Below are 23,762 nucleotides of genomic sequence, written 5' to 3' on the forward strand. Positions count from 1 at the left end.
ACAGGGAGACCCGGGGCGGGCCGGAAAGGAATCGGTCCCAGCGTCGAAGGTCGCGCGCATGATCGAGCTCCTGGTGGATCATGCAGCGGTGCGGACGTAGGAAATGTCACAGCACCGGTGCAACCCCCGAGCGAACCCGGGGGACATCCCCACCCCGGTTCAGGGGGTGCCCCTATGGGCTCGGGCGCCCGTCCGCGACAGGGTGGACGGGTGATCACCGAATGGCTCGGCTCGTTCTTCGCATTGATCGACGCGATCCCGACGTGGCAGCTCTATTCGGTGGTCGGCGTGCTGCTGGTGCTCGAGACGACCGTGCTGGTCGGGCTCGTGACCCCGGGGGAGGTCGTCCTGCTCGCCGCGGCGACGACCGTGGGCAGCACGGGGGACTACCTGGCGCTCGCCGCGATCGCGGCGGGGGCCAGCTTCGCCGGTCAGACCGGGGGGTACCTGCTCGGCCGGACGTTCGGGGGCCGGATCCGGGCGAGCTGGGGCGGTCGCAAGATCGGCGAGGCGAACTGGTTGCGGGCCGAGCGGGTGCTGCGCGGGGGAACGGGGCGCGCGATCGTCGCGTCGCGGTTCCTCGCCGTGGCCCACTCGCTGGTGCCCGTGATCGCCGGCACGCTGCGCATGCCGTGGGGGCGGTACGCGCGGTGCACCGCGCTCGGTGCGGTGCTGTGGGGCCTGGTCTACGTCGGGCTCGGCAGCGCCGCGTCGATCGCGATCCGGGAGTCCGCGCACCTGCTCGGACCGACGGTCACGACCGTGGTGGTCGGGGCGGTCGTGGTCGCGCTGATCGTGCGGGCGGTGAGCAAGCGCCGTCAACCGGCTGGGGAGCAGGTCGCGGCCGATGCACCGACCGTGGCGATCGCCGTGGGGGAAGCGCCCGAGCGGCGCTGAACGGACCGGGCGACCGTGGGGGCGGCGCCCGTTCCGGGTAGGAGAGGTGGTCGTGCTCCCGAGGTGCGGAGCACGACCACCTCGTCCGCCATCACCGGCTCCGACCGACGACCAGCCGCGCGTTCACCAGGTCGGCGCGGAACACGAGCAGGCGGTAGCCCTCTCCCGCTCGCCCGACGGTCGAGCGGATCCCGGCATCGGCGAGGCGGGAGCGCAGCACCTGCGCCGCGGCCTCCGTCGGCACCCGGGAGACCTCGGTGAGCAGGCCGTCGCCGGTGGGGTCGTCCGGATCGGGCACGTGCGGCGCGGGCTGGTCCCGGCCGGTGCCGAACGTCCAGCGCAGCGCGAGCAGCACGATCCCGAGCATCAGGACCGCGCCGAGGATCATGGTGAGCCGGGCGTCTGGCACTCCTCGATTGTCCGTCCTACCCTGCGAATCCGCCTATCCACCTGGATCGATCCGAGGGTGTGACGCCGCTCGTGAAGCGGCGCTGCGGGGGCTACGCGCCAGTAGCATCGGCTTTCTCGCCCATCTCGACGCGGAGGTGCCCGGTGCCGTACCCGACCGACCGCGAGCGCGACCGCCCCTGGGTGATCCGCACGTACGCGGGCCACTCGTCCGCGAAGAAGTCGAACGCGCTCTACCGTCGCAACCTGGCCAAGGGACAAACCGGGCTCTCGGTCGCGTTCGATCTGCCGACCCAGACCGGTTACGACCCCGACGACGAGCTCGCGAAGGGTGAGGTCGGCAAGGTCGGCGTGCCGGTCAGCCACATCGGGGACATGCGGACCCTCTTCGACGGCATCCCGATGGCCGAGGCCAACACCTCGATGACGATCAACGCACCGGCGATGTGGCTGCTCGCGCTCTACGTCGCGGTGGCCGACGAGCACGGCGCGCCGCGCGACCAGCTCGCCGGCACCACGCAGAACGACATCGTCAAGGAGTACCTGTCGCGCGGCACGTACGTGTTCCCGCCTGCGCCGAGCATGCGGCTGATCTCGGACACGATCGCGTGGTCGGTGCGGCACATCCCGAAGTGGAACCCGATCAACATCTGCAGCTACCACCTGCAGGAGGCCGGGGCCACGCCCCCGCAGGAGCTGGCGTACGCGCTCTCCACGGCCATCGCCGTGCTCGACACCGTGCGCGACTCGGGGCAGGTGCCGCAGGAGCGGTTCGGCGATGTCGTCGGGCGCATCTCGTTCTTCGTGAACGCCGGGCTGCGGTTCGTCGAGGAGATGTGCAAGATGCGTGCCCTCGCCCGCCTCTGGGACGAGATCACGCGCGAGCGCTACGGCGTGCAGGACCCGAAGCAGCGGCGGTTGCGCTACGGCGTGCAGGTCAACTCGCTCGGGCTCACCGAGGCGCAGCCGGAGAACAACGTGCAGCGCATCGTCCTGGAGATGCTCGCCGTCACGCTCTCGCGCGACGCGCGGGCGCGCGCGATCCAGCTGCCCGCGTGGAACGAGGCACTCGGCCTGCCCCGCCCGTGGGACCAGCAGTGGGCGCTGCGCATGCAGCAGGTGCTCGCCTACGAGACCGACCTGCTGGAGTACGAGGACCTGTTCGAGGGCAGCCGCGTCGTCGAGGCGAAGGTGGCCGAGCTCGTCGAGGGGGCCCGCACCGAGATCGACCGGGTGCAGGAGATGGGCGGGGCCGTCGCGGCCGTCGAGTCCGGCTACATCAAGGGGCAGCTGGTGAGCGCACTGGCCGAGCGGCGCAGGCGCATCGAGGCCGGCGAGGACGTGGTGGTCGGTGTCAACCGGTTCCAGACCACCGAACCGAGCCCCCTGCAGGCAGAGGGCGCCGCGGCGATCGAGACGGTGGACCCGGCCACCGAGGCCGCCGCGATCGAGGCGATCCGCGCCTGGCGGGCGGGCCGGGACGCCGCCGCCGTCGAGTCGGCGCTGGACGCGCTGCGCGACGCGGCCAAGACCGACGCGAACCTGATGGACGCCTCGATCGCCTGCGCGAAGGCCGGCGTCACCACCGGTGAGTGGGCCGGGGTGCTGCGCGAGGTGTTCGGCGAGTTCCGCGCCCCCACCGGGGTGTCCGCCGCGGTGGTCGGGGGCTCGGCGGCCACCGAGATCGCCGAGGTGCGCGAGCGCGTGCGGGCCGCGAGCGAGACGATCGGGTCGCGGCTGCGGATGCTGGTGGGCAAGCCCGGCCTCGACGGGCACTCCAACGGCGCGGAGCAGGTGGCCGTGCGGGCCCGCGACGTCGGGTTCGAGGTGGTCTACCAGGGCATCCGGCTCACGCCCGCCCAGATCGTGGCCGCGGCCGTGCAGGAGGGCGTGCACGTGGTGGGCCTCTCGGTGCTCTCCGGGTCCCACCTCGAGGTCGTGCCCGCCGTGGTCGGCGGCTTGCGTGCCGCGGGTGCGGACGACGTGCCGGTGGTGGTCGGCGGGATCATCCCCGCCGAGGACGCCGCCGAGCTGCGCAAGCGCGGCGTGGCGGCGGTGTTCACGCCGAAGGACTACCAGCTCACGGCGATGATGGACGAGATCGTCTCGCTCGTTCTCGCGGCACACGACGCGGGCTGAGCCGCGCGGTCAGCTCGGCGGCGGCAGCTTGCGCGCGGCGGCGGTGGCCAGCGCCGTTGCCGGGCGGGTGCCGATCACCCCGTCGGCCAGCGCGGCGACGGCACCGCGGGCCGCGGTCTCGGCGATCTCGCACAGGTCGTCGACGGCTCGCCAGACGGCGCCCATGCCGTCCGCACCGACGACGTCGCACAGCCGGTAGCGCCCGGCGACCACGGCCGGGGCCTCCTCCACACCCATGCGTCCCCCCGGCCGCGGGATAACCCGGCGGACGCGGCGGCCTGGTGGTGCGTCAGCGGCGGAGCTGCGCGACCAGGCGCCGGGTGCTGTCGCGGCGGCCCCACGCCACCACCGCGGCCACGACGCCGACGGTCGCCGGGATCGCGACCAGCGCGCCTCCGCCGATCGCCAGCGTGAGGACCACCGCGCCGATCATCAGGGCGACGAAGCACGTGGCGGCGAGGCCGGTGAGGCGCGGGACGAACATCGCGATCGCGCCGGCCAGCTCCAGCGCACCGATGACGTACATGCCGGTGGTGCCCAGGCCCATGGCCTCGAACCCGGCGACGTTCTGCGCCTCGGCGGTGAGCTTCCCGAACGCGGAGAACGCGTAGACGGCGGCGAGGAGGACCTGCAGCGTCCAGAGGGCGACGTGGGCGACGCGGCCGGTGGTGGGGCGGGTGGCGGTCGTGGCGGTCATCGAGGGCTCCGTACGTGTGGGGTGGAAGCGGTCGGTGTATGGACCGCCGGCGCGCCCGGAACTCATCGGTGCTCAGCCGGGGTTGTTCTCCTCGGCGTCGTCCCGCTCGCCGCGGCGGCTGAAGAAGCGCAGGCCGGGGATGCCCTGGATCGCCTGGCGCACCTGCTTGAGCTGCTCGAGCAGCTCGTGGACGTCGGGGCCGACGCGGTCGAGCGTGGCCAGGATCGGCATGATGTCGCGCTCCATGTGCTCGGTGAGCTGTGGCAGCTGGTCGACGAGCCGGACCGCGGCGTGGACCTCCTCCTCGGAGAACTCCTGCACGAACCGCTCCGCGAGCGGGGCGGCCCGCTGCGCGATCGGCTGGTAGACGGCGAGCAGCTCGGAGGCGCCGTCCGCGGCGCCCGCCGCCCGGTCGATCACACCGTCCGCTCGGTCGGCCACCGCCGCGGCCTTGCCGATCACCACACCGGCGCTGTCGGCCACGCCGCCCGCCGTGGCGACGATCGTGCGCGCGTCCTCCGCGACGGTGCCGGCCCCGGACACCAGCGTCGCGGCGTCGTCGGCCACGGAGCCCGCCTTGCTGACGAGGACGGCGGCACCTTCGGCGACCCCGTCGGCGCGTGCGACGAGCCCTGCAGCGTCGTCGGCGACCGTGCCGGCCCGGCCGACGAGCCCCGCCGCGTCCTCGGCGACCCCTCCAGCACGTGCGACCAGCGTGCTCGCCGCATCGGAGACGGTGCGGACCTCGCGCAGCAGGGCGTCCACCGTGCGGACCATGTTGTCGGCGTCGCGGAGCACCTCGTCGACCCGCCCCACCGCCCCCCGCACCGTGCCGAGCAGCTCGTCGACGGCCTGCATGATCCCGTCCGTGCGCTCGACGATGACGTCGGCGCGGTCGGCCACGGCGGTGATCCGCCGGACCAGTCCGTCGGCCTCGTCGAGCAGGCCTGTCACCCGCGCCGGCAGGGAGGAGACCACCTGCACGGCCTCGTCGCTCCAGCCCACGACGGCACGGGCCCCCGCGACGACGTCGGACGGGCCCACCCAGACCGGTAGCCCGGCGATGCGCAGCATGGCCCCGATCCTGTCGCATCCGGAGCCCGCGGGCGCGGCGGGACCCGGGCCGGGACCGTCAGGAAAGACGCTAGGCGTACCCCGATCCGCCGCCGTTCATGGCGTCCGATCGAGTGAAGTTGCGCCGAATAGGTCCTGGTCATTGCGGTCGCGTAACGAGTGGTGCTCTAGGGCGCCCGGGTGAATGCTCCCAGGTGGAGTTCACCTACGTTCGGACGTCGACGCCGGTGGCCGGAGGGGGCCGCCGTCCGACGGGAAGGAGAGCCACATGAGTCAGCAGGGCTGGAGCAGACGGGATTTCCTCCGCCGTACGGCGACGGCCGGGGCGGTCGCGTTGGGTGGGGGGACGGTGCTGGGGGCGTGCCAGGCCACGGGCGGTGGCCCCGGGGGCGGGGGTGGAAGCGTCCTGGAGCGCGCGCGGAGCGCCGGCACCATCAAGATCGGTATCGCGGGTGAGGAGCCGTACGGCTTCACCGACGTCGGTGGCAGCGTCACCGGTGAGGCACCCGAGGTCGCCCGCGTGGTGCTGCAGGCCATGGGCATCGGCGAGGTGCAGGCCGAGCAGGTCGACTTCGGCTCGCTCATCCCGGCGCTGAACGCCAACCGGTACGACATGGTCTGCGCGGGGATGAACATCACCCCGGAGCGCTGCGGACAGGCTGCGTTCTCGATCCCGGACTACTCGGCGCTCACCGCGTTCCTCGTGCCCACGGGCAACCCCCAGCAGGTCGCCACGTTCGAGGACGTCGCGGCCAAGGGTGTCCCGCTCGCCGTGCTCAGCGCCGCGGTCGAGCAGGGATACGCCGAGGCCGCCGGTGTGCCCGCCGGGAACATCAGCGTGTACGACGACCAGAACGCGCTGCTGCAGGCGGTGACCTCGGGGCGCGCCTACGCCGCGGCGCTCACCGACATCTCGCTCAAGTGGCTGGCCGGGAAGAACCCGAACGCCGGAGTCGAGGTCACCGACGGCTTCACACCCACGGAGAACGGGCAGGAGGTCGTCTCCGCGGGCGGCTTCGTGTTCCGGCAGGCCGACAACGATCTGCGGGAGGCGTTCAACACCGAGCTGCAGAAGGCCCACGACGACGGGCGCTGGCTCACGGCCGCGAGCCCGTTCGGCTTCTCCGCGGACAACCTGCCCGCCGACGGGCTGACGACCGAGCAGCTCTGCTCGGCCTGAGCCGGCCGTGGAGAACATCGGCACCTGGTTGTCGATCCTCAACCAGGGCCTGCCGTACACCCTGATCGCGACGATCGGCGGCATCGTCCTGACGATCGTGCTGTCGCTCGTCGCGGGGCTGGCGCTGCTGTCCCCGTGGCGGTGGGTGCGCGTGATCAGCCGGATCTACGTGGAGGGCCTGCGCGGCACGTCCGAGGTCGTGCAACTGTTCTGGATCTTCTTCGCGCTGCCCGTGCTGGTCGGGTTCGAGTTCATCCCGCTCTGGGGTGGCGTGGCCGTGCTCGGCCTCAACCACGGCGCCTACGGTGCCGAGATCGTCCGGGGGGCCGTGCAGTCGGTGCCGCGTGCGCAGTACGAAGGTGCGCTCGCGCTCAGCCTCTCGCCCGCGCAGCGGATGCGCCGGGTGATCCTCCCGCAGGCGGTTGCCGAGATGATCCCGCCGTTCAACAACCTGTTCATCCAGCTGCTCAAGAGCACGTCGATCCTGTCGTTCGTGTTCATCCCGGAGATCACCCGGCAGGCCACCGAGGTGCTCATCCCGAACTTCAACCCGTGGGTCATCCAGATCATGCTCCTCCTCCTGCTCTACTACCTGGTGATGTCGCTGGTCGTCACCGCGGTGATGCGGGCGCTGGAGCGGACGACCGCGGCGCGGCTCGGCCGCCGCCTGACCCGCGGAGCCCAGCGAGCGTTGGCGGGGACCCACTGATGACCGTCTGGGACTGGAACTACGCGTTCTCGATCCTGCCCGCCCTGATCGAGGGGCTCGGGCTCACGCTCGTCGCGACGGTGCTCGGATCGATCGTCGCGATGCTGCTCGGCCTGGTGTTCGCGGTGCTGCAGCGCGGACCGCGCCCAGTGGCGATCGTCGTGCGCCTCTTCGTCGAGTTCGTCCGCAGCACGCCCCTGCTGGTGCAGATCTTCTTCCTGTACTTCGGGCTGCCGGTGTTCGGCATCGTCCTGCCCGGCCTGGCGGTTGGCGTCATCGCGCTCGGTGTGCACTACGCGTGCTACACGTCGGAGGTGTACCGGGCGGGCATCGACGCGGTTCCCCGCGGCCAGTGGGAGGCGGCGACGGCGCTGAGCCTCCCGCGCTCCCGCGTCTGGACGGGCGTGGTGCTGCCGCAGGCGGTCCCGCGGGTGATTCCCGCGCTCGGCAATTACGTGATCTCGATGTTCAAGGAGGTCCCGCTGCTGGTCGGGATCAGCGTCCTGGACGTGGTCGGGCGGGCGGAGGAGGCTGGCAACACCTACTTCCGCTACGTCGAGCCCTACACCATGGCGGGCCTGTTCTTCCTCCTGCTGAGCTACCCCGCGTCCCTTCTGGTGCGGAGATTGGAACGCCGTGTCGGAACCATCTGAGCCGATGATCGTGTTCGACGAGGTCGAGAAGCGGTTCGGCGACAACGTCGTGCTCTCCGACCTCAGCTTCACGGTCGCCCCCGGCGAGCACGTCACGCTGATCGGGCCGTCCGGGTCGGGCAAGACCACGATCCTGCGGCTGCTGATGTGCCTGGAGTCCGTCACCGGCGGCACGATCCAGGTCGCGGGCAAGGGCCTGTCGCACATGGAGAAGAACGGCAAGCTCGTCCCGGCCGACGAGAAGCACTCCCGCGAGGTGCGCAAGCGCATCGGGATGGTGTTCCAGCAGTTCAACCTCTTCCCGAACATGACCGTCCGCGGCAACCTCATCGAGGCGCCCACCCGCGTCCTCGGACTGTCGAAGGACGAGGCGAACGCGCGGGCGAAGGAGCTGCTCGACCTGGTCGGGCTGGGGGAGAAGATCGACGAGCACCCGTCCCGGCTCTCGGGTGGGCAGCAGCAGCGCGTGGCGATCGCGCGGGCGCTCGCCATGCAACCCGACGTCCTGCTGCTCGACGAGGTGACCTCGGCGCTCGACCCCGAGCTGGTGGCCGGCGTGCTCGCCCTCCTGCGCGACATCGGGGAGAGCACGGACATCACCATCCTCTGTGTCACGCACGAGATGGGCTTCGCCCGCGACTTCTCGCACCGGGTGATGATGTTCGACGGCGGTCAGGTGATCGAGGACGCGCCGCCGGGGAAGCTCTTCACCGAGCCGGACCACCCACGTACGCAGGAGTTCCTCAAGGCGGTCCTGGCCCGCTAGGGCCGGCAGAGGGCCTCCGTCGTCAGGTCGGGCGGTGGGAGGTTGTCGCGGGTGAACCCGAACGGCTCCGTGATCCGCAGCCACTCGCCGGAGGCCTGCATCGCCGCGAGTTCGCGCTCGAAGGCCGCGAGCAGGTCGGTCTCCCCGATGCGGGCGGCGAAGGCGGCGCCGGGGACGACCCGGCGCCCGCCCACCACGGGCTCGACGGCGTCGGTGACCGCGAGCCCTGAGCCGGGGTTGCGGCGCAGCGCGTCCACCAGCGAGATCCTGGTGAGGGCACCGGCGGCCACGCGCTCGTCGGCCACGGTGCGGAACAGCTCCGACGGGCTGTCGACGATCTCCAACCGGTCGTCCGGCACACCGGCGGCCCGCGCGTAGTCGATCTCGATCGCGCCGGCGAGCACGGCGAGCCGCACGCGGGAGCGGGCGACGTCCCGGAACGACGCGACCCGCTGCGTGGTGCCCTCGCGCACGAGGAACGCCGGGTACGCCACGAAGTCGGGGCGGGTGAAGGCGATCTCGCGGCAGCGGTCGGGCGTGACCGCCATCCCGGCGGCCACGAGGTCGAACTGCCCCTCGCGCAGCCGCGGCACGAGCTCGTGGAACGGCACCTGCACCGCATCGAGGCCGGGCACCCCGATGCGTTCGAGCACGACGCGGGCCACCTCCGGCTGCGCACCGGTCACGCGGCCGTCGGCGTCGGTGTAGGAGTAGGGGTGCTCGCCGGAGATCCCGATGCGGATCGCGCCCGCCGCACGGGCGCGTTCCAGAGCGCTGCCCGACGGCCGACCGCAGGCCACGGCAGCGCAGGCCGGGACGGCGAGCGCGAGGAGCCGCCGTCGGGAAAGCATCCCGGACAGCGTAGGTGTCGCCGCCGCGGCAGGGACGGGTGGATCAACGCCAGACCGGTGCGCGCTTCTCCAGGAACGCCGACATCCCTTCCTTCGCGTCCGGGGACTGCGACAGGGAGGCCATGACCTCGACGGCGATCGCGTAGGCGTCGGCCTCGGGGCGGTCGAGCTGGGCGTACAGCGTCTGCTTCCCCACGCCCTTCCCGAACCGGCTGCCCCGGGTGGCGCGGGCGAGCAGCTCGTCGACGCGGGCGTCGAGGTCGGCGTCCGGTACGGCGTAGTTGATCAGGCCCCACTCGGCGGCCGTGTGCGCGTCGATCGCGTCGCCGGTGAGCGCCATCTCCATCAGCCGCTTGCGCCCGATGTTGCGGGCGACCGGCACGGCGGGCGTGTGGCAGAACCAGCCGCCCTTGCCGCCGGGGAGGGCGAAGGACGCCGACTCCGCCGCGACGGCGAGGTCGCAGGACGCCACGAGCTGGCAGCCGGCGGCCGTCGCGATCGCGTGGACGCGGGCGATCACGACCTGCGGCACCGACTCGACCGTGCGCATCACCCGCGTGCAGAGCTGCAGCAGGTCGCGCACACCCGCGAGATCACGGGCGGCGACGTCGGCGAAGTCGTGTCCCGCAGAGAAGGCCTTGCCCTCACCCGCCAGCACGATGCCGGTGGCGTCGGAGCGTCCCGCGGTCTCGAACGCGTCCAGCAGCTCGCGCAGGTGGGCCTCGGTGAGCGTGTTGCGCCGCTCGGGTCGGTTCATCGTGATCCGGACGGTCGGACCGTCCTGCTTCACCAGCAGGTGCTCGTAGTCGCCCATGTCCTGACGGTAGCCCGCTGTTGCCGTGCCCGCCCAGAGGTCGTACGGTGACCGCATGACTGGATGAGCAAATCTGGTCACGGAGTTCTGAGGTGGGGACATGGCGGCACCGGAACCGCGCGTCGAGCGGGTGCTCGACAGTGCGGCGGAGCTGCTGGTGCGCTGGGGCTACCAGCGGGTGACGATCGACGACGTCGCCCGCCATGCCGGGATCGGCAAGGGCACCGTCTACCTGCACTTCAGGTCGAAGGACGCGCTCTTCCTCAGCGTGCTGATGCGGGTGCACCGCGATGTCGTCGAGCGGATGACCGATCGGATGGCCGCCGACCCGCGTGAGGTGCTCCCGAGCCGCATGATGCGGCACGTCTACGAGGAGATGGCGGCAGACCCGGTCACGCGGTCGCTCTACATGGGAGACGTGGAGGTGCTCGGGAGGCTCGCGCACGAGGCGGCCGACACCCTCGGCGAGTTCACCACGCGCCGCCAGCAGGCCATCGTCGAGCACTTCCGCCTGCTCGCCGACGGCGGCTGCCTCCGTCCCGGGTACGACGCCGACTCCGCCCTGTACGCCTTCTCCGCGGTCGGCACGGGCTTCGTGGTTGTCGACGGGATCGGGAGCAGGATCCCCCAGCTGGAGGGCGAGGCGCGCGCCGACCTGCTCGAGCGCACCCTCGCCGCCGCCCTCGAGGTGCCCGACCCGCCCGCCGCCGTGCTCGAGCGGATCGCACCCGAGATCGCGCAGCGCTACCGGGCGCTGCTCGTGCACATCGACGAGGAGTGGAGCCGCCGTGTCCGCTGATCCGGCCACGCGCGGGGAAACGGAGACCCGATGACCGCGACGCCACCTGCCGTACCGGACATCATGGACCCGGGTCTGATCGCCGACCCGGTCGGCGGCTACGGGCAGCTGCGCGAACAGGCGCCCGTGGTGCGCGGCCGGACCCCGGACGGCGGCCCGGCCTGGTTCGTCACCCGGCAGGCCGATGTGCGGACGGTCCTGTCCGACCCGCGCTTCGTCAACAGCGCCCGGTCGGTGCCGGGGACGAGCGTCGACAGCGTGCGCGACAAGCTGATCGAGATGGCGGGCTTCCCCGCCGACATCGCGCACTACTTCTCCGACTCGATCCTCGACCACGACGGCGAGGACCACTCCCGCCTGCGCAAGCTCGTGTCCCGAGCCTTCACCGTGCGTCGGGTCGGCGCACTGCGCCCGCGCGTGGAGGAGATCACCGCAGGCCTGCTGGACCGCATGGCCGGTCTTGCGGAACCCGTCGACCTGATCGCCGAGTTCGCCTACCCGCTGCCGATCACGGTGATCTGCGAGCTCGTCGGTGTCGCGGAGGAGGACCGGCCGGCCTGGCACCGGTGGAGCAGCGCGCTGATGCGGATGCAGCCCGATGCCGTCGGCCCGGCCGCCCGCGAGATGGTCGGCCACGTCCTCGAGCAGATCGCCCGCCGTCGCGCCGAGCCGGCCGACGACCTCCTCACCGCCCTGGTGCAGGTGCAGGAGGGGGACGGCGACCGGCTCAGCGCCGACGAGCTCGTCACCATGATCATCACGCTCGTGATCGCGGGCCACGAGACCACCGCGCACCTCATCGGCAACGCGACGCTCGCGCTGCTCACCCGTCCCGACCAGCTCGCACTGCTGCGCGCCGACCCGGGCCTGTGGACCGGCGCCATCCACGAGCTGATGCGCTGGTGCGGGCCCGTGCAGCTCGCGCGCATGCGCTACGCGGCCGAGGACGTGGAGCTCGGGGGCGTGACGATCCGGCGGGGCGAGGTCGTGCAGCCGGTGCTCGTATCGGCCAACCACGACCCCCGCGAGTACGCGGACGTGGAGCGGCTCGACGTCACGCGGCGGCCGGCCGGGCGCGGTGAGGGCCACGTCGGGTTCGGGCACGGCTTCCACTACTGCCTCGGGGCCGCCCTGGCCCGGCAGGAGGGCGAGGTGGCGCTGCGGGCGCTGGTCGAGCGGTTCCCCCGGCTCGCCCTCGCCGACGCCGAACCCGAGTGGGTGCCGGTGCCCGGAATGCGGCGTCTCGCCCGGCTCCCGGTGCGGCTGGGGTAGCCGCTCGCGAACTGGGTGCCGTCGCCGTCCACGCCCGGATCCCGACTGGGGATTGCTCCCCGGCCGTCGGTGGTCAACTCTCTCCGGTGAGGGGGCTGGAGAGGGGTGAGGGCGATGGGCGGCGACGGCACCGGCGAAGCCTCGGGCGGAGGCGGTCGCGACGAGACCGTGGAGATCTCGCCGGTGGACACCGAGCCGCCGGAGGCGCGGGAACCGGAGGAGCCGGAGGCCACACCGCTCGAGGAACCGCCCGAGGAACCGCTCGAGGCGCCCGCTGACGAGGCGGAGCCGACGGTGGACCTGCCGGCCGGGTCGAGCCCCGCGGTGGCGGTCTCCACGGTATCGATCTCCAACCCGTCGAACCCGACGCGGAACGAGGAACCGAACGCGTCGCCCCCACCCGAGCAGGTCGGGTGGTCGGCCGCGGCCGCGGTGCTGCTCAACCTCACCGGGCTCGGGCTTGGATACCTCTACCTGCGGCGCTGGCTGCGTGCCACCGCCTGCCTCGTCATCGTGGCGCTGATGGTGTGGGTGGCCTACGCGAACGACGCGTCCGGTACACCGTGGCTGTGGCGGATCCTCGCCGCGACGTGGGCCGTCGCCACGGCGGCGGACGCATGGGGGTTGGCCCGCACGCTCCCGCGGCCTGCCACGCGCGCGCAGTGGCTGCGGCCGGTCGCGCTCGGGTTCGTGGCCGTCGTCGTGATCGTCGGCAGCCACATCGGGTACGCGGGCGCGGCGCGCGCCACGTACTCGGCCGGTCTCGAAGCCCAGGGCCGGGCCGACTGCGCGGAGGCGAACCGTTCCTTCGACGCGCTCGCCGGGCCGTACGAGCTCACCCTGAGCCGCGACGTCCCGGCCGCGGTGCAGCGGCGTGCCGAGTGCGCGGCCTTCCTCGGCGCCCAGCAGTCCGAGCAGGCCGGTGCGCTCGCGGGGGCGGTGGCGGCCTACCAGGCGTTCCGGCGCGACCACGCCGGCAGCCTGCTCGAGCCGTTCGCCCGCGAGGGCACGCGACGCGTGCTGCTCGCGTGGGCGGGGGTGCTGCGTGGCGCGGGTGACCTGGGCGGTGCGATCAGCCGCTACCGCGAGCTGCTCCAGGAGCTCGGCAGCGAGCCGGGCGCCGCGCAGGTGCGCGAGGACCTCGCGGCCACGCACGTCGAGCGGGCATCGGCGGCGCGGGCGACGATGGCCGGGGCCGCCGGGGACGCCCGGGCCGACGCGATGCGCGCCGCGATGGACGATCTGCTGCTGGTGGGGCGGGAGCTCGCCGACACCTCGACCGCCGCCGGGGTCCCGCAGGCCGTCCTCGACACGTTCGCGGAGGCCAACTCACCGTTCGTCGAGGGGCGGTTCTGCGACGCGCTGCCCGTGCTCGACTACGCGATCACGCTGCCCGACGCGGCGGGCGTCGCGGCGGTGGCCAACGGCAACCGGGCGCGCTCGCTCTCCGAGTGCGCGCTCGCGAACTTCAGCGCCGGGGACTACAGCGGGGCCACTGATCGTTTCGAGGCGCTGATGACCGACTACCCGAACGACCCCGCCGTCCCGCAGGCGCGTTCGGCCCTGATCACCGCCGAGGTGGGCCGGGCCGCGGGCGTGCCGCTGCCGCTCCCCGCACCGATCGACGCGCCCGCGAGCGAGCCGGTGCTCGTCTACAACGCGGCGGGCACCGAGGTCCGGGTGCTGGTCGCCGGGCCGACGGCGCAGGAGGTCACCCTGCCCGCCTGCCCCGGCTGTCCCGCCTCGTACGCCGCGGGAACGGAGTCGTGCCCAGGAGCGGCGGGCAGGCCGTCGAGCACGATCCGGCTGCGCCCCGGCACCTACTACGTGCTGCAGGACCGGGAGGAGCTCGGACCGGACGAGTCGGTGAACCAGCCCATCACCGTCAGGGCGGGCGGTGGCGAGCTCTGCGTGACGGTCACGACGAACTAGTGTCCCGAACCGGAAGTCCGGTGCATAAATCGGCGGATCCAGGTTTCCGCTGAGTGCGCCGGCGGGCCGGCCTCGTACCGGGCGTACTCGGGCGGTTCGCCGGTGTGCTCAGCGGGGAGCTGGGCCGTCGAGTTATGTGGTGGACTTCCGGTTCGGGGCACTGGGTCACGCGCGGTCGCGCAGCACCAACAGGAGGTAGGCGGCGAGCGTCTGGGCGTCGACCACCTCGGAGCGCCGGATCATGTCCTCGAACTCCGCGACCGTGAACCAGCGCGCCCGCATGTCCTGCTCGCTGTCCTCGCGGCCGATGGGACCCTCGCGCAGGTCGGTCGCGAGGAACACGTGCTCGCGCTGGCTGGACGTGCCAGGGGCGAGGTCGAGGTCGCCGAGGAACTCCATGCGTCCCGCGACGAGGCCGGTCTCCTCCGCGAGCTCGCGCGCGGCCAGCTCGGCCGGGTCGACCTCGGCGCGATCGGGCGCGGTCCCCATCGGGAACTCCCAGCGCCGCTTCCCGACCGGGTAGCGGAACTGCTCCACCAGGTGCAGTCGGTCGCCGTCGCGGGGGATGACGATGGCCGAGGTCGGCTTGTCGACGACCCCGTAGATCCCCTCGGTCCCGTCCTCGCGCCGGACGGTGTCCTCCCGGACGGTCATCCACGAGTTGGCGTACACCTGCCGGCTGCTGATCCTCTCCACGCCACCCACCGTGCCCGGTGGCCGCATCGGGCACGATTCCGGGGTGCGCGCGTCCCGGCTCGTCACCCTGCTGTTCACCCTGCAGCGCAGGCGCGGGGCGACGGCGGCCGAGCTGGCCCGGGAGCTGGAGGTGTCGGAGCGCACGATCTACCGCGACGTCGCGGCGCTGTCCGCGGCGGGAGTGCCGCTGTGGACCGAGCCCGGCCGGGGCGGCGGGATCCGGATGCTCGACGGCTGGCGGACGCGGCTGGACGGTCTGACGGCCCAGGAAGCGGCGGCGATCTTCGCCGTCGGCGCCCCGCAGGTGCTCGCCGAGCTCGGGATGAGCGCGGCGCTCGCCGGCGCGCAGGCCAAGCTCCTCGCGACGCTGCCCGCGGAGCTCCAGGAGCACGCGCGAGCGGTCGCGGAGCGGTTCCACCTGGACGCGCCCGGCTGGTTCCACACCCCGCAGCAGGTGACCCAGCTGGCCGCCGTCGCCGAGGCGGTGTGGGACCAGCAGCGGCTGCGCATCGGCTACCGGCGCGGTCGGGATCAGGTCGTGGAGCGAACCCTGGACCCGCTGGGGCTCGTGCTGAAGGCGGGCACCTGGTACCTGGCTGCGCGCGTCGAGGGCACCGTCCGCACGTACCGGGTCGACCGGATCGCCGACGCGCAGGCCACCGGAGAGCGCTTCGAGCGCCCGGTGGACTTCGACCTGGCCGAGTGGTGGGCGGGCGCTGCCGGCCGCTTCGAGAGCCAGATGCTGCGCACCACGGTTCGCCTGCGGGTGAGCCGGCTCGGGCTGAAGATCCTGCCGCGCGCGGTCGACCACGACGCCGCGCTGCGCGCGATCGCACACGCCGGCCCGCCGGACGCCGAGGGGTGGTGCGAGCTGGAGCTCGACGTCGAGAGCATCGAGGTGGCGGCCGGCCAGCTCACCGCGCTCGGCGGGGAGGTCGAGGGTCTCGACCCGCCGGAGCTGCGGGCCGGGCTCGCCGCGGCGGGCATGGCGCTGGCCGCCCGCAACGCGCCGCGCTGACCCCCTACGCTCGGCTCCGTGCGTCTCGTCATCGCCCGGTGCCAGGTCGACTACGTCGGGCGGCTCACCGCCCACCTGCCCATGGCGCCGCGGCTCCTGCTCGTCAAGGCCGACGGGTCGGTCAGCATCCACGCCGACGACCGCGCCTACAAGCCGCTGAACTGGATGAGCCCGCCGTGCTGGCTCGAGGAACAGCCCGGCGTGTGGACGGTGCGCAACAAGGCAGAGGAGTCGCTCGTGATCACGATCGACGAGGTGCTGCACGACTCGAAGCACGAGCTCGGCGTCGACCCCGGGCTGGTGAAGGACGGCGTCGAGGCGCACCTGCAGGAGCTGCTCGCCGCCCATCCCACGACCCTCGGCGAGGGCTACACGCTCGTGCGCCGGGAGTACATGACCGCGATCGGCCCCGTGGACCTGCTGTGCCGCGACGCCGACGGCGGCTCGGTGGCCGTGGAGGTGAAGCGCCGCGGCGAGATCGACGGCGTCGAGCAGCTCACGCGCTACCTGGAGCTCATGAACCGCGACCCGCTGCTCGCGCCGGTCGCCGGGGTGTTCGCGGCGCAGCAGATCAAGCCCCAGGCGCGCACGCTGGCCGAGGACCGCGGCATCCGCTGTGTCACCGTCGACTACGACGCCCTGCGCGGCATGCAGCGGGACGACCTGCTCCTGTTCTGAGATCTTGGGGGGCACACTGGGGGGGTCCCCAGCACGTGGTCCCGCCGTCCGCTGCCCACCTCCGGCGGGCATTCGCCTTCCGCGAGCACATCCGGGTCACCGCCGGGTTGTACGTGGCGTTGGCCGACGAGCTGGGCTGTCCGCTCGTGACGACGGACCGGCGGCTCGCGGGAGCGCACGCGCCGTGCGAGGTGCGGGTCCCCCCATCCGGCTTCGTCCCGCCCCAGCGCGAGGGATAGGCCCGGGCGGGCCCTCGTCGGCCTGTGCGGGCCGAGCCGCGCGCCCTACTCTTGAGTAATGACCGCCACCGAAGCGCCTGCCCCGGCGACCTTCGAGTCCCTCGACCCGCGCACCGGCGACGTCGTGGGCACGCACCCGGTGCACGACGCCGCCGCGGTGCGCGCCGCGGTGGCCAGGGCGGCCTCGGGCGCCCAGTGGTGGGGCGGGATCGGCGCCGCGGAGCGCAAGCGCCTCCTCCTCGCCTGGCGAACGGCGCTCGTGCGCAAGCTCGACGACCTGGCCGCCGTCGTGGTCGAGGAGACCGGCAAGCCGCTCGACGACGCGCGCCTCGAGCTCGTCCTCGCGATCGACCACCTCGACTGGGCGGCCAAGCACGCGGAGAAGGTGCTCGGCCGCCGCAAGGTGGCTCCCGGCCTGCTGATGGGCAACCAGGCCGCGAGCGTGACGTACCGGCCGTACGGCGTGATCGGCGTGATCGGACCGTGGAACTACCCGGTGTTCACGCCGATGGGTTCGATCGCCTACGCGCTCGCCGCCGGCAACGCGGTGGTGTTCAAGCCGAGCGAGCTCACCCCGGGCGTCGGCGTGGCACTCGCCGACACGTTCGCCGAGATCGTCGACGGGCGCCCCGTGCTGCAGGTCGTCACCGGCTTCGGCGAGACGGGCGCAGCGCTCTGCCGCGCCCCCGGCATCGGGAAGATCGCCTTCACCGGGTCGACGGCCACCGGCAAGCGCGTGATGGCCGCGTGTGCCGAGAGCCTGACGCCGGTTCTCGTCGAGTGCGGCGGCAAGGACCCGATGATCGTGGACGTCGACGCCGACCTCGACGCCGCGGCGGACGCGGCCGTGTGGGGCGGCATGTCGAACGCGGGCCAGACCTGCGCGGGCGTGGAACGGGTCTACGTGCTCGACGCGGTCGCCGAGGAGTTCGTCGCGAAGGTCGTGGCGAAGTCCCGCGGGCTGCGGTCCGGCTCGGGCGGCGCCTACGGGCCGATGACGATGCCGACGCAGGTCGACATCGTGCGCCGCCACGTCGAGGACGCGCTCGCCCGCGGCGGGCGGGCGGTCGTCGGCGGGGCCGAGTCGGTGCAGCCGCCGTTCGTGGAGCCCGTCGTGATCGTCGACGTTCCCGAGGACAGCTGCGCGGTCACGGAGGAGACCTTCGGTCCGCTGCTGGTGGTGAACCGCGTGCCGGACGTCGACGAGGCGGTGCTGCGCGCCAACGCCACCGCCTACGGCCTCGGGGCGTCGGTGTTCTCCCGGGCGCGCGGTGAGGAGATCGCCGGGCGGCTGCGTTGCGGGATGGTCGCCGTCAACGGGGTGATCTCGTTCGCAGGCATCCCGGGCCTCCCCTTCGGGGGAGTGGGTGACTCGGGCTTCGGGCGCATCCACGGTGAGGACGGGCTGCGCGAGTTCGCCCGCCCGCAGGCCGTGGCCAGCCAGCGGTTCCCGCTGCCCGTGCCCGTCACCAGCTTCTCCCGCGCCGCGGGCACCATGAAGGCGCTGGTCGGGCTCGTGCGCGTCCGCCACGGGAGGTAGCGAGCGGGAGGGCAGCGCCTCGAAGGCCTGCGAGCTCGCCGAAGCGAAGCGGAGGCAATTGATACAGCGGTCACAGTCCGCGGCCGCGTCCTGCCCCGGATGGGAGGATCGCGGCGGTTCGTCCCTCGGGGAAGCGGGAGGTCAAGCGTGCGCGAGTTCCGGACGGTCGGGGTCGTCGGCCTGGGCACGATGGGAGCGGGCATCGTCGAGGTGTTCGCCCGCAACGGGCTGCGGGTGCTGGCCGCCGAGGTCGACGCCGAGGCCGTGGAGCGCGGGCGGGTGCACCTGGAGACGTCCACCGCACGGGCGGTCGGGCGCGGCAAGCTCACCCAGGAGGCCGCCGACGAGCTCATCGGCCGGATCACCACCACCACGTCGCTCGCCGACCTGGCCGAGGCCGACCTCGTGGTCGAGGCGGTGCCCGAGCACCTGGACCTGAAGGCGCAGGTCCTCGGCGAGCTCGACCGGGTGTGCCGGCCCGACGTGATCCTCGCGTCCAACACCTCCTCGCTGTCGGTCACCGAGCTGGCCGTGCGCACCGGCCGGCCCGGCAAGGTCGTCGGGATGCACTTCTTCAACCCGGCGCCGGTGCAGAAGCTGGTGGAGCTCGTCCGCACGGTCGTCACCGAGCCGGACGTGATCGAGGACGCCCGCGCGTTCGCCGCGTCGCTGGACAAGGTGCCGGTCGTCATCGGCGACCGCGCCGGGTTCATCGCGAACGCCCTGCTCTTCGGCTACCTCAACCACGCCGCGCGGATGTACGAGGCGCGCTACGCCACCCGCGAGGACCTCGACGCCGCCATGCGCTACGGCTGCGGCTACCCGATGGGCCCGCTGGCGCTGCTCGACCTCATCGGGCTCGACACGTCCTACGAGATCCTCGACACGATGTACCGGCAGTCGCGCAACCCGCTGCACGCGCCGGCGCCGATCCTGAAGCAGATGACCACCGCGGGCCTGCTCGGGCGCAAGAGCGGGCGGGGCTTCTACACCTACGCCAAGCCGCACAGCTCCGAGGTGGTGCCCGACGCGCTCACCCCGGCCTCGAAGATCCCCGCGGACGTACCGGTGCGCGAGGTGCAGCGGGTCGGCGTGGTCGGCACGGGCACGATGGCCTCGGGCATCGTCGAGGTCTTCGCGAAGGCCGGGTTCGACGTCCTGGTGCGCGGGCGCAGCGCGTCGAAGGCCGAGGGTGCGCTCGCGGGCATCCGCAAGTCCCTGGACAAGGCCGTGGTGCGCGGCAAGCTCGAAGAGGCCGACCGGGACGCCGCGCTCGGCCGGATCACCACCACCACGCGTCTCGAGGACTTCGCCGACGTCGACCTCGTGGTCGAGGCGGTCGCCGAGGAGCTCGACGTCAAGCGGGCCGTCTTCGCAGCGCTCGACGAGATCTGCAAGCCGGGCGCGATCCTCGCCACCACCACGTCGTCGCTGCCCGTCGTCGAGTGCGCGGCGGCCACCACCCGCCAGCAGGACGTGCTCGGCCTGCACTTCTTCAACCCGGCGCCGGTGATGAAGCTGGTGGAGGTCGTCTCCACGATCACCACCTCGGCCGACGTCGCCGCCACCGCGATCGCACTGTGCGATCGGCTCGGCAAGGTCGCCGTCTCGTGCGGGGACCGGGCCGGGTTCATCGTCAACGCGCTGCTCTTCCCGTACCTCAACGACGCGGTCAAGATGCTGGAGGCGCACTACGCCACGGCCGATGACATCGACGCGGCGATGAAGACCGGCTGCGCGCTCCCGATGGGCCCGTTCGAGCTGCTCGACGTGGTGGGCCTGGACGTGTCGCTGGCCATCGAGCGCACGCTCTACCAGGAGTTCCGGCTCTCCGGGTTCGCGCCGGCGCCCCTACTGGAACACCTGGTGACGGCCGGTCGGCTGGGTCGCAAGACCGGCCACGGGTTCCGGGACTACAACCCCCGCTAGTGCCCCGTTCGAACCGTCCCCGCCGTACGGAGCACGTCCCGCTGCGCTCGGCGGCCGTCACGCGCCGCGAGTCCGGTCCCGACGGCGACTGGGTGGTGCGCAGCGTGCCCGGCTCGGCGGCCGGGAAGGACTACCGCTGTCCGGGCTGCCAGCAGCTGATCCGCCCCGGCACCGGGCACGTCGTGGCATGGCCTGCCGACGAGCTGGGCTCCGTCACAGACCGTAGGCATTGGCACCGGGCCTGCTGGGAGGCCCGCGCGCGGCGGCGGCCGGGAGGCCGATAGCACGCGCGAGTCGCGGTCTCGATGCGGGTGAGTCGGGGCGGAGGCGGGAGAGGCTCCGACCGAGCTGTCAGCGGTGGGTCGTGCCGGCCCTCGAGCGGCGGCGCCTGCGGCGCGACGGGGGGCGGGCCGGGGTGCCGGCCGCCGTCTGGGTGGCCGGGTCCGCGGCGGAACCGTCGTCCGCGCCGTCGGCCGGTTCCCCGTCCTCGTCGGCCTCCTCATCCACCGCGCCGGCGTCGTCGACGTCCGACGGAGGCGGAGCCGGAACGTCGCTCGCGGTGCGTGCGGACGGGATGAGCTGCTCGGGCGGCACGGCCAACGACCTGAGCGTGTCCTCGAGCATCGTCCGGGTGCGCGTGAGCTGCTCGGCCATGCCGGCCCGAACGGCGACCAGCTCGTCGACCCGCTGCTGGGCCTCGGACATGCGCTCCCGGGCCTGCTCCTCGGCCCGGGCGATCACCTCGCGCGCCCTGGCCGCGGCCGAGTCACGCAGCGTCTCGGCCTCCCGGAGGGCGGCGGCGTGCTTGGCGGCGAGCGCGGAGAGCGACTCGGCCCGCCGCTGGTCCATGGCGATGGTGAAGTCCTCCTCCACCATCTTGCGACGGGCCTCCGACTCCGCCCACGCCCTGGCCCGTTCCTGTTCCGCCGCCTCGATCCGCGCCGCCAGGTCGGCCTCGGTGGACGTGCGTTCGGCGGCCAGCCGCTCCAGGGCGGCGGCGCGCTCCAGCGCGAACGCCTCGCGTTCCTGCTCGAGCTCCTGCCGCATCTTCTCGGCGTCGATGCGGCCCTCCTCGCGGATGGCGTCGGCGTCGGCCTGAGCCGCGGCGATGGTCTGCGCGGCCTCTGCCTCGGCCTCCCTCGTGCGCCGGCTCGCCTCCGTCTCGGCGCGGGAGAGCATGTCGGCGACCTCGTCCTCCGCGAGCCGCAACATCGCCCGGATCCGCTCGGTGGTGCCCTGCGGGCTCTGGCTCGGGCTGGCCAGCGTGCGGACCTGCGACCGCAGCTTCTCCGCCCGCACCCGTGCCTCGTCCAGCTCCCTCGACAGCTGCACGGCCTGCGCGAGCGCCGCGTCGCGATCGGTCACGAGGATGCTGATCTCGGCGTCCAACCGGCGCAGGTGGGCGTCGACCTGCCCCTGGTCGTATCCCCTGCGAACGACCTCGAATCCGGCATCGGACGGGGGTGGAGAGGGGTTCCCGGCCATGGACTCACCGTACCGGGCGGCCCTCAGAGGGTGGTCGGCTGAGCGTTGCGGGGGTGAACAGCCTCACCCCTGTGGGTGGTGCGAGGACGATCAGACACCACGGAAGCGGTTGATCGCGTCCACGTGTCGTGCGCGCTTGTCCGGATCGGTGACGCCGAGTCCCTCCCGCGGGGCGAGCGCGAGCACGCCGACCTTGCCCTGGTGGCTGTTGGTGTGGACGTCGAGCGCGGCCTGGCCGGTCTCGTCGAGCGGGTAGACCCTCGACAGCGTCGGGTGGATCAGGCCCTTGTCGATCAGCCGGTTCGCCTCGAACGACTCCCGGTAGTTGGCGAAGTGCGACCCGATGATCCGCTTGAGGTTCATCCAGAGGTAGCGGTTGTCGTAGGTGTGCTCGTAGCCCGACGTCGAGGCGCAGGTGACGATCGTGCCGCCCTTGCGCGTGACGTAGACGCTCGCCCCGAAGGTCTCGCGCCCCGGGTGCTCGAAGACGATGTCCGGGTCGTCACCCCCGGTGAGCTCCCGGATCCGGGCGCCGAAGCGCTTCCACTCGTTCTGGTCCTGGTTGTGCTCGTCCTTCCAGAACCGGTAGCCCTCCGCGCTGCGGTCGATGATCAGCTCGGCGCCCATCCTGCGGCAGATCTCGGCCTTCTGCGGCGACGACACGACGCACACCGGGATCGCGCCCCCGTTCAGGGCGTACTGCGTGGCGTAGGAGCCGAGCCCGCCGGACGCGCCCCAGATCAGGACGGTGTCGCCCTGCTTCATCGCCGCGCCGTGCCGGGAGACGAGCTGGCGGTAGGCGGTGGAGTTGACCAGCCCGGGGCAGGCCGCCTCCTCCCAGGTCAGGTGGGCCGGCTTGGGCATGAGCTGGTTGGACTTGACCAGTGCGAGCTCCGCGAGCCCGCCGAAGTTGGTCTCGAAGCCCCAGATGCGCTGCTCCGGGTCGAGCATCGTGTCGTCGTGCCCGTCCGGGCTCTCCAGCTCGACGGACAGGCAGTGCGCCACCACCCGGTCCCCCGGCTTCCAGCGGGTGACACCGGGACCGGTGCGCAGCACCACGCCAGCGAGGTCCGAACCGACCACGTGGTAGGGCAGGTCGTGGCGCTTCGTGAGCGGCGACACCCGGCCGTACCGGCGCAGGAAGCCGAAGGTCGGCATCGGCTCGAAGATCGAGGTCCACACCGTGTTGTAGTTGATGGCGCTCGCCATCACGGCCACGATCGCCTCGCCGGGGCCCAGCTCCGGTGTCGCGACCTCGTCGAGGTGCAGGCTCTTGCGCGGATCCTTCTCGCGCGTCGGGATGCCGGCGAACATCTCCACCTCGTCGGCGTGCACCGTGACGCCCCGGTAGTGGTCGGGCACGCCCAGCCCGGCGAGGGCGTCGTCCTGCTCGGCGAGGATGGCGTCGCGGATTTCCTGCACGGCTGGCCTCCATTGGCTCGAGTCGTGGCTACTCGTAGTCGGGGGCACTCATTACTGGGCGGTAGGGTAACCGTGATCTGTGCAGATCGGGGGCGTGACGGTGCCCACGTCAGTGGTTCGCGGCCGGCTCCACGAGCTCCACGAGCACGCCGCCTGCGTCCTTCGGGTGGACGAAGTTGATGCGCGAGCCTGCGGTGCCGCGGCGCGGTTCGTCGTACAGCAGGCGCAGCCCCTTCGCCCGCAGGGCCTCGCAGCTCGCGTCCACGTCGGCCACGCGATATGCGAGCTGCTGGATGCCCGGGCCGCTGCGGTGGAGGAACTTCGCGATCGCCGAGTCCTCCCGCAGCGGGGCGAGCAGCTGGACGGCCGCCCCCGCGTCGCCGGGGGCGGACAGCATCGCCTCCCGGACGCCCTGCTCCTCGTTGGTCTCCGTGTGCGTGGCCACCAGGCCGAAAGTGGAGGCGTACCACTCGATCGCCGCGTCGAGGTCCGCCACCGCGATCCCGACGTGGTCGATCGCGAGGACCGTGTGTTCTCCCATTTCCGGACGATAACCGGACGCGC

Annotated in this window: 24 protein-coding genes; 14 read left to right on the forward strand and 10 right to left on the reverse strand. The window is 72.7% G+C overall.

Translation table 11 applies throughout. From position 1 onward, the window contains the following. The first annotated feature begins 210 nt into the window (after positions 1-210). A complete protein-coding gene (locus FHX44_RS23375) occupies positions 211-897 on the forward strand; it encodes a DedA family protein (protein ID WP_170308998.1) in 687 nt (228 codons plus the stop codon). 91 nt (positions 898-988) lie between these two features. Here FHX44_RS23375 and FHX44_RS23380 read toward each other — a convergent pair whose 3' ends face one another. After that, on the reverse strand, positions 989-1,306 hold the full coding sequence (locus FHX44_RS23380) for a hypothetical protein (RefSeq protein ID WP_246170546.1): 318 nt from the start codon (positions 1,304-1,306) through the stop codon (positions 989-991). Positions 1,307-1,449: 143 nt separating this feature from the next. On the opposite strand from FHX44_RS23380, the gene FHX44_RS23385 reads away from it, so the two are divergent. Beyond that, positions 1,450-3,444 (forward strand): protein meaA, encoded by a 1,995-nt coding sequence (locus tag FHX44_RS23385; RefSeq protein ID WP_147257750.1) that lies wholly within the window; start codon positions 1,450-1,452, stop codon positions 3,442-3,444. 9 nt (positions 3,445-3,453) lie between these two features. On the opposite strand, the gene FHX44_RS23390 is transcribed toward FHX44_RS23385, so the two are convergent. From FHX44_RS23390 to FHX44_RS23400, 3 genes are all read right to left on the reverse strand, one after another. Then, entirely contained in the window at positions 3,454-3,681 is a 228-nt protein-coding gene (locus FHX44_RS23390; protein ID WP_147257751.1) for a hypothetical protein, read from the reverse strand. Positions 3,682-3,733: 52 nt separating this feature from the next. Then, a complete protein-coding gene (locus FHX44_RS23395) occupies positions 3,734-4,141 on the reverse strand; it encodes a DoxX family protein (protein ID WP_147257752.1) in 408 nt (135 codons plus the stop codon). A gap of 72 nt (positions 4,142-4,213) precedes the next feature. Further along, entirely contained in the window at positions 4,214-5,215 is a 1,002-nt protein-coding gene (locus FHX44_RS23400) for an alanine--tRNA ligase (RefSeq protein WP_147257753.1), read from the reverse strand. Positions 5,216-5,483: 268 nt separating this feature from the next. Between FHX44_RS23400 and ehuB the strand changes: the two genes are divergently transcribed. Genes ehuB through ehuA form a run of 4 tightly spaced genes read left to right on the forward strand, consistent with a single transcriptional unit; the run spans position 5,484 to position 8,523 of the window. Continuing rightward, complete coding sequence (gene ehuB / locus FHX44_RS23405; protein WP_147257754.1) at positions 5,484-6,395, forward strand: ectoine/hydroxyectoine ABC transporter substrate-binding protein EhuB; 912 nt, start codon at positions 5,484-5,486, stop codon at positions 6,393-6,395. 7 nt (positions 6,396-6,402) lie between these two features. Further along, entirely contained in the window at positions 6,403-7,104 is a 702-nt protein-coding gene (locus tag FHX44_RS23410) for an amino acid ABC transporter permease (RefSeq protein WP_147257755.1), read from the forward strand. After that, entirely contained in the window at positions 7,104-7,757 is a 654-nt protein-coding gene (ehuD, locus tag FHX44_RS23415) for an ectoine/hydroxyectoine ABC transporter permease subunit EhuD (protein ID WP_425469149.1), read from the forward strand. The genes FHX44_RS23410 and ehuD overlap by 1 nt, the downstream gene beginning before the upstream one ends. 4 nt (positions 7,758-7,761) lie before the next feature. Next, positions 7,762-8,523: an ectoine/hydroxyectoine ABC transporter ATP-binding protein EhuA gene (gene ehuA, locus FHX44_RS23420; protein ID WP_147257756.1), complete on the forward strand. Its 762-nt coding sequence runs from the start codon at positions 7,762-7,764 to the stop codon at positions 8,521-8,523. Here ehuA and FHX44_RS23425 read toward each other — a convergent pair. Then, positions 8,520-9,374, reverse strand: a complete 855-nt coding sequence (locus FHX44_RS23425) for a transporter substrate-binding domain-containing protein (protein ID WP_147257757.1) — start codon at positions 9,372-9,374, stop codon at positions 8,520-8,522. The two genes, ehuA and FHX44_RS23425, sit on opposite strands and share 4 nt — an antisense overlap. 43 nt (positions 9,375-9,417) lie before the next feature. After that, positions 9,418-10,188 (reverse strand): enoyl-CoA hydratase-related protein, encoded by a 771-nt coding sequence (locus FHX44_RS23430; protein ID WP_147257758.1) that lies wholly within the window; start codon positions 10,186-10,188, stop codon positions 9,418-9,420. 100 nt (positions 10,189-10,288) lie between these two features. Here FHX44_RS23430 and FHX44_RS23435 point away from each other — a divergent pair, with 100 nt between their 5' ends. The 3 genes from FHX44_RS23435 (at position 10,289) to FHX44_RS23445 (ending at position 14,191) form a co-directional block, all read left to right on the forward strand. Beyond that, positions 10,289-10,987 (forward strand): TetR/AcrR family transcriptional regulator, encoded by a 699-nt coding sequence (locus FHX44_RS23435; protein ID WP_147257759.1) that lies wholly within the window; start codon positions 10,289-10,291, stop codon positions 10,985-10,987. Between the two features lie 30 nt (positions 10,988-11,017). Then, complete coding sequence (locus FHX44_RS23440; protein WP_212612613.1) at positions 11,018-12,259, forward strand: cytochrome P450 family protein; 1,242 nt, start codon at positions 11,018-11,020, stop codon at positions 12,257-12,259. Between the two features lie 114 nt (positions 12,260-12,373). After that, entirely contained in the window at positions 12,374-14,191 is a 1,818-nt protein-coding gene (locus tag FHX44_RS23445) for a hypothetical protein (RefSeq protein WP_147257760.1), read from the forward strand. Between the two features lie 165 nt (positions 14,192-14,356). Here the strand turns inward: FHX44_RS23445 and FHX44_RS23450 are convergent, their stop codons facing one another. Then, positions 14,357-14,887 carry an NUDIX domain-containing protein gene (locus tag FHX44_RS23450; protein WP_147257761.1) on the reverse strand — a complete coding sequence of 177 codons (531 nt, stop codon included), beginning with the start codon at positions 14,885-14,887 and terminating at the stop codon, positions 14,357-14,359. Between the two features lie 43 nt (positions 14,888-14,930). Between FHX44_RS23450 and FHX44_RS23455 the strand changes: the two genes are divergently transcribed. The 5 genes from FHX44_RS23455 (at position 14,931) to FHX44_RS23475 (ending at position 20,575) form a co-directional block, all read left to right on the forward strand. Further along, on the forward strand, positions 14,931-15,905 hold the full coding sequence (locus tag FHX44_RS23455) for a helix-turn-helix transcriptional regulator (RefSeq protein WP_147257762.1): 975 nt from the start codon (positions 14,931-14,933) through the stop codon (positions 15,903-15,905). Positions 15,906-15,923: 18 nt separating this feature from the next. Continuing rightward, positions 15,924-16,583, forward strand: a complete 660-nt coding sequence (gene nucS, locus FHX44_RS23460) for an endonuclease NucS (RefSeq protein WP_147257763.1) — start codon at positions 15,924-15,926, stop codon at positions 16,581-16,583. 297 nt (positions 16,584-16,880) lie between these two features. Further along, a complete protein-coding gene (locus tag FHX44_RS23465) occupies positions 16,881-18,362 on the forward strand; it encodes an aldehyde dehydrogenase family protein (RefSeq protein WP_147257764.1) in 1,482 nt (493 codons plus the stop codon). Positions 18,363-18,509: 147 nt separating this feature from the next. After that, positions 18,510-20,291, forward strand: a complete 1,782-nt coding sequence (locus FHX44_RS23470; RefSeq protein WP_281287906.1) for a 3-hydroxyacyl-CoA dehydrogenase family protein — start codon at positions 18,510-18,512, stop codon at positions 20,289-20,291. Then, on the forward strand, positions 20,291-20,575 hold the full coding sequence (locus FHX44_RS23475) for a hypothetical protein (protein WP_212612614.1): 285 nt from the start codon (positions 20,291-20,293) through the stop codon (positions 20,573-20,575). Before FHX44_RS23470 ends, FHX44_RS23475 begins: the two co-directional genes overlap by 1 nt. Before the next feature lie 67 nt (positions 20,576-20,642). Here the strand turns inward: FHX44_RS23475 and FHX44_RS23480 are convergent, their stop codons facing one another. From FHX44_RS23480 to mce, 3 genes are all read right to left on the reverse strand, one after another. Beyond that, positions 20,643-21,776 carry a coiled-coil domain-containing protein gene (locus FHX44_RS23480; RefSeq protein ID WP_147257766.1) on the reverse strand — a complete coding sequence of 378 codons (1,134 nt, stop codon included), beginning with the start codon at positions 21,774-21,776 and terminating at the stop codon, positions 20,643-20,645. A gap of 90 nt (positions 21,777-21,866) precedes the next feature. After that, positions 21,867-23,198 carry a crotonyl-CoA carboxylase/reductase gene (ccrA, locus tag FHX44_RS23485; protein ID WP_147257767.1) on the reverse strand — a complete coding sequence of 444 codons (1,332 nt, stop codon included), beginning with the start codon at positions 23,196-23,198 and terminating at the stop codon, positions 21,867-21,869. 109 nt (positions 23,199-23,307) lie between these two features. After that, positions 23,308-23,739 carry a methylmalonyl-CoA epimerase gene (gene mce, locus FHX44_RS23490; RefSeq protein ID WP_147257768.1) on the reverse strand — a complete coding sequence of 144 codons (432 nt, stop codon included), beginning with the start codon at positions 23,737-23,739 and terminating at the stop codon, positions 23,308-23,310. Positions 23,740-23,762: the final 23 nt, after the last annotated feature.

Origin of the sequence: Pseudonocardia hierapolitana (assembly GCF_007994075.1) — a bacterium.
In the GTDB taxonomy this organism is placed as follows: Bacteria; Actinomycetota; Actinomycetes; order Mycobacteriales; family Pseudonocardiaceae; genus Pseudonocardia; species Pseudonocardia hierapolitana.

Bases quoted from the DNA above. Each gene is read 5' to 3' on its own strand.
- FHX44_RS23390 (WP_147257751.1), bottom strand. From the start codon at position 3,681: ATGGGTGTGGAGGAGGCCCCGGCCGTGGTCGCCGGGCGCTACCGGCTG.
- FHX44_RS23395 (WP_147257752.1), bottom strand. From the start codon at position 4,141: ATGACCGCCACGACCGCCACCCGCCCCACCACCGGCCGCGTCGCCCAC.
- FHX44_RS23400 (WP_147257753.1), bottom strand. From the start codon at position 5,215: ATGCTGCGCATCGCCGGGCTACCGGTCTGGGTGGGCCCGTCCGACGTC.
- ehuB (WP_147257754.1), top strand. From the start codon at position 5,484: ATGAGTCAGCAGGGCTGGAGCAGACGGGATTTCCTCCGCCGTACGGCG.
- ehuD (WP_425469149.1), top strand. From the start codon at position 7,104: ATGACCGTCTGGGACTGGAACTACGCGTTCTCGATCCTGCCCGCCCTG.
- ehuA (WP_147257756.1), top strand. From the start codon at position 7,762: ATGATCGTGTTCGACGAGGTCGAGAAGCGGTTCGGCGACAACGTCGTG.
- FHX44_RS23425 (WP_147257757.1), bottom strand. From the start codon at position 9,374: ATGCTTTCCCGACGGCGGCTCCTCGCGCTCGCCGTCCCGGCCTGCGCT.
- FHX44_RS23430 (WP_147257758.1), bottom strand. From the start codon at position 10,188: ATGGGCGACTACGAGCACCTGCTGGTGAAGCAGGACGGTCCGACCGTC.
- FHX44_RS23435 (WP_147257759.1), top strand. From the start codon at position 10,289: ATGGCGGCACCGGAACCGCGCGTCGAGCGGGTGCTCGACAGTGCGGCG.
- FHX44_RS23440 (WP_212612613.1), top strand. From the start codon at position 11,018: ATGACCGCGACGCCACCTGCCGTACCGGACATCATGGACCCGGGTCTG.
- FHX44_RS23445 (WP_147257760.1), top strand. From the start codon at position 12,374: ATGGGCGGCGACGGCACCGGCGAAGCCTCGGGCGGAGGCGGTCGCGAC.
- FHX44_RS23465 (WP_147257764.1), top strand. From the start codon at position 16,881: ATGACCGCCACCGAAGCGCCTGCCCCGGCGACCTTCGAGTCCCTCGAC.
- FHX44_RS23480 (WP_147257766.1), bottom strand. From the start codon at position 21,776: ATGGCCGGGAACCCCTCTCCACCCCCGTCCGATGCCGGATTCGAGGTC.
- mce (WP_147257768.1), bottom strand. From the start codon at position 23,739: ATGGGAGAACACACGGTCCTCGCGATCGACCACGTCGGGATCGCGGTG.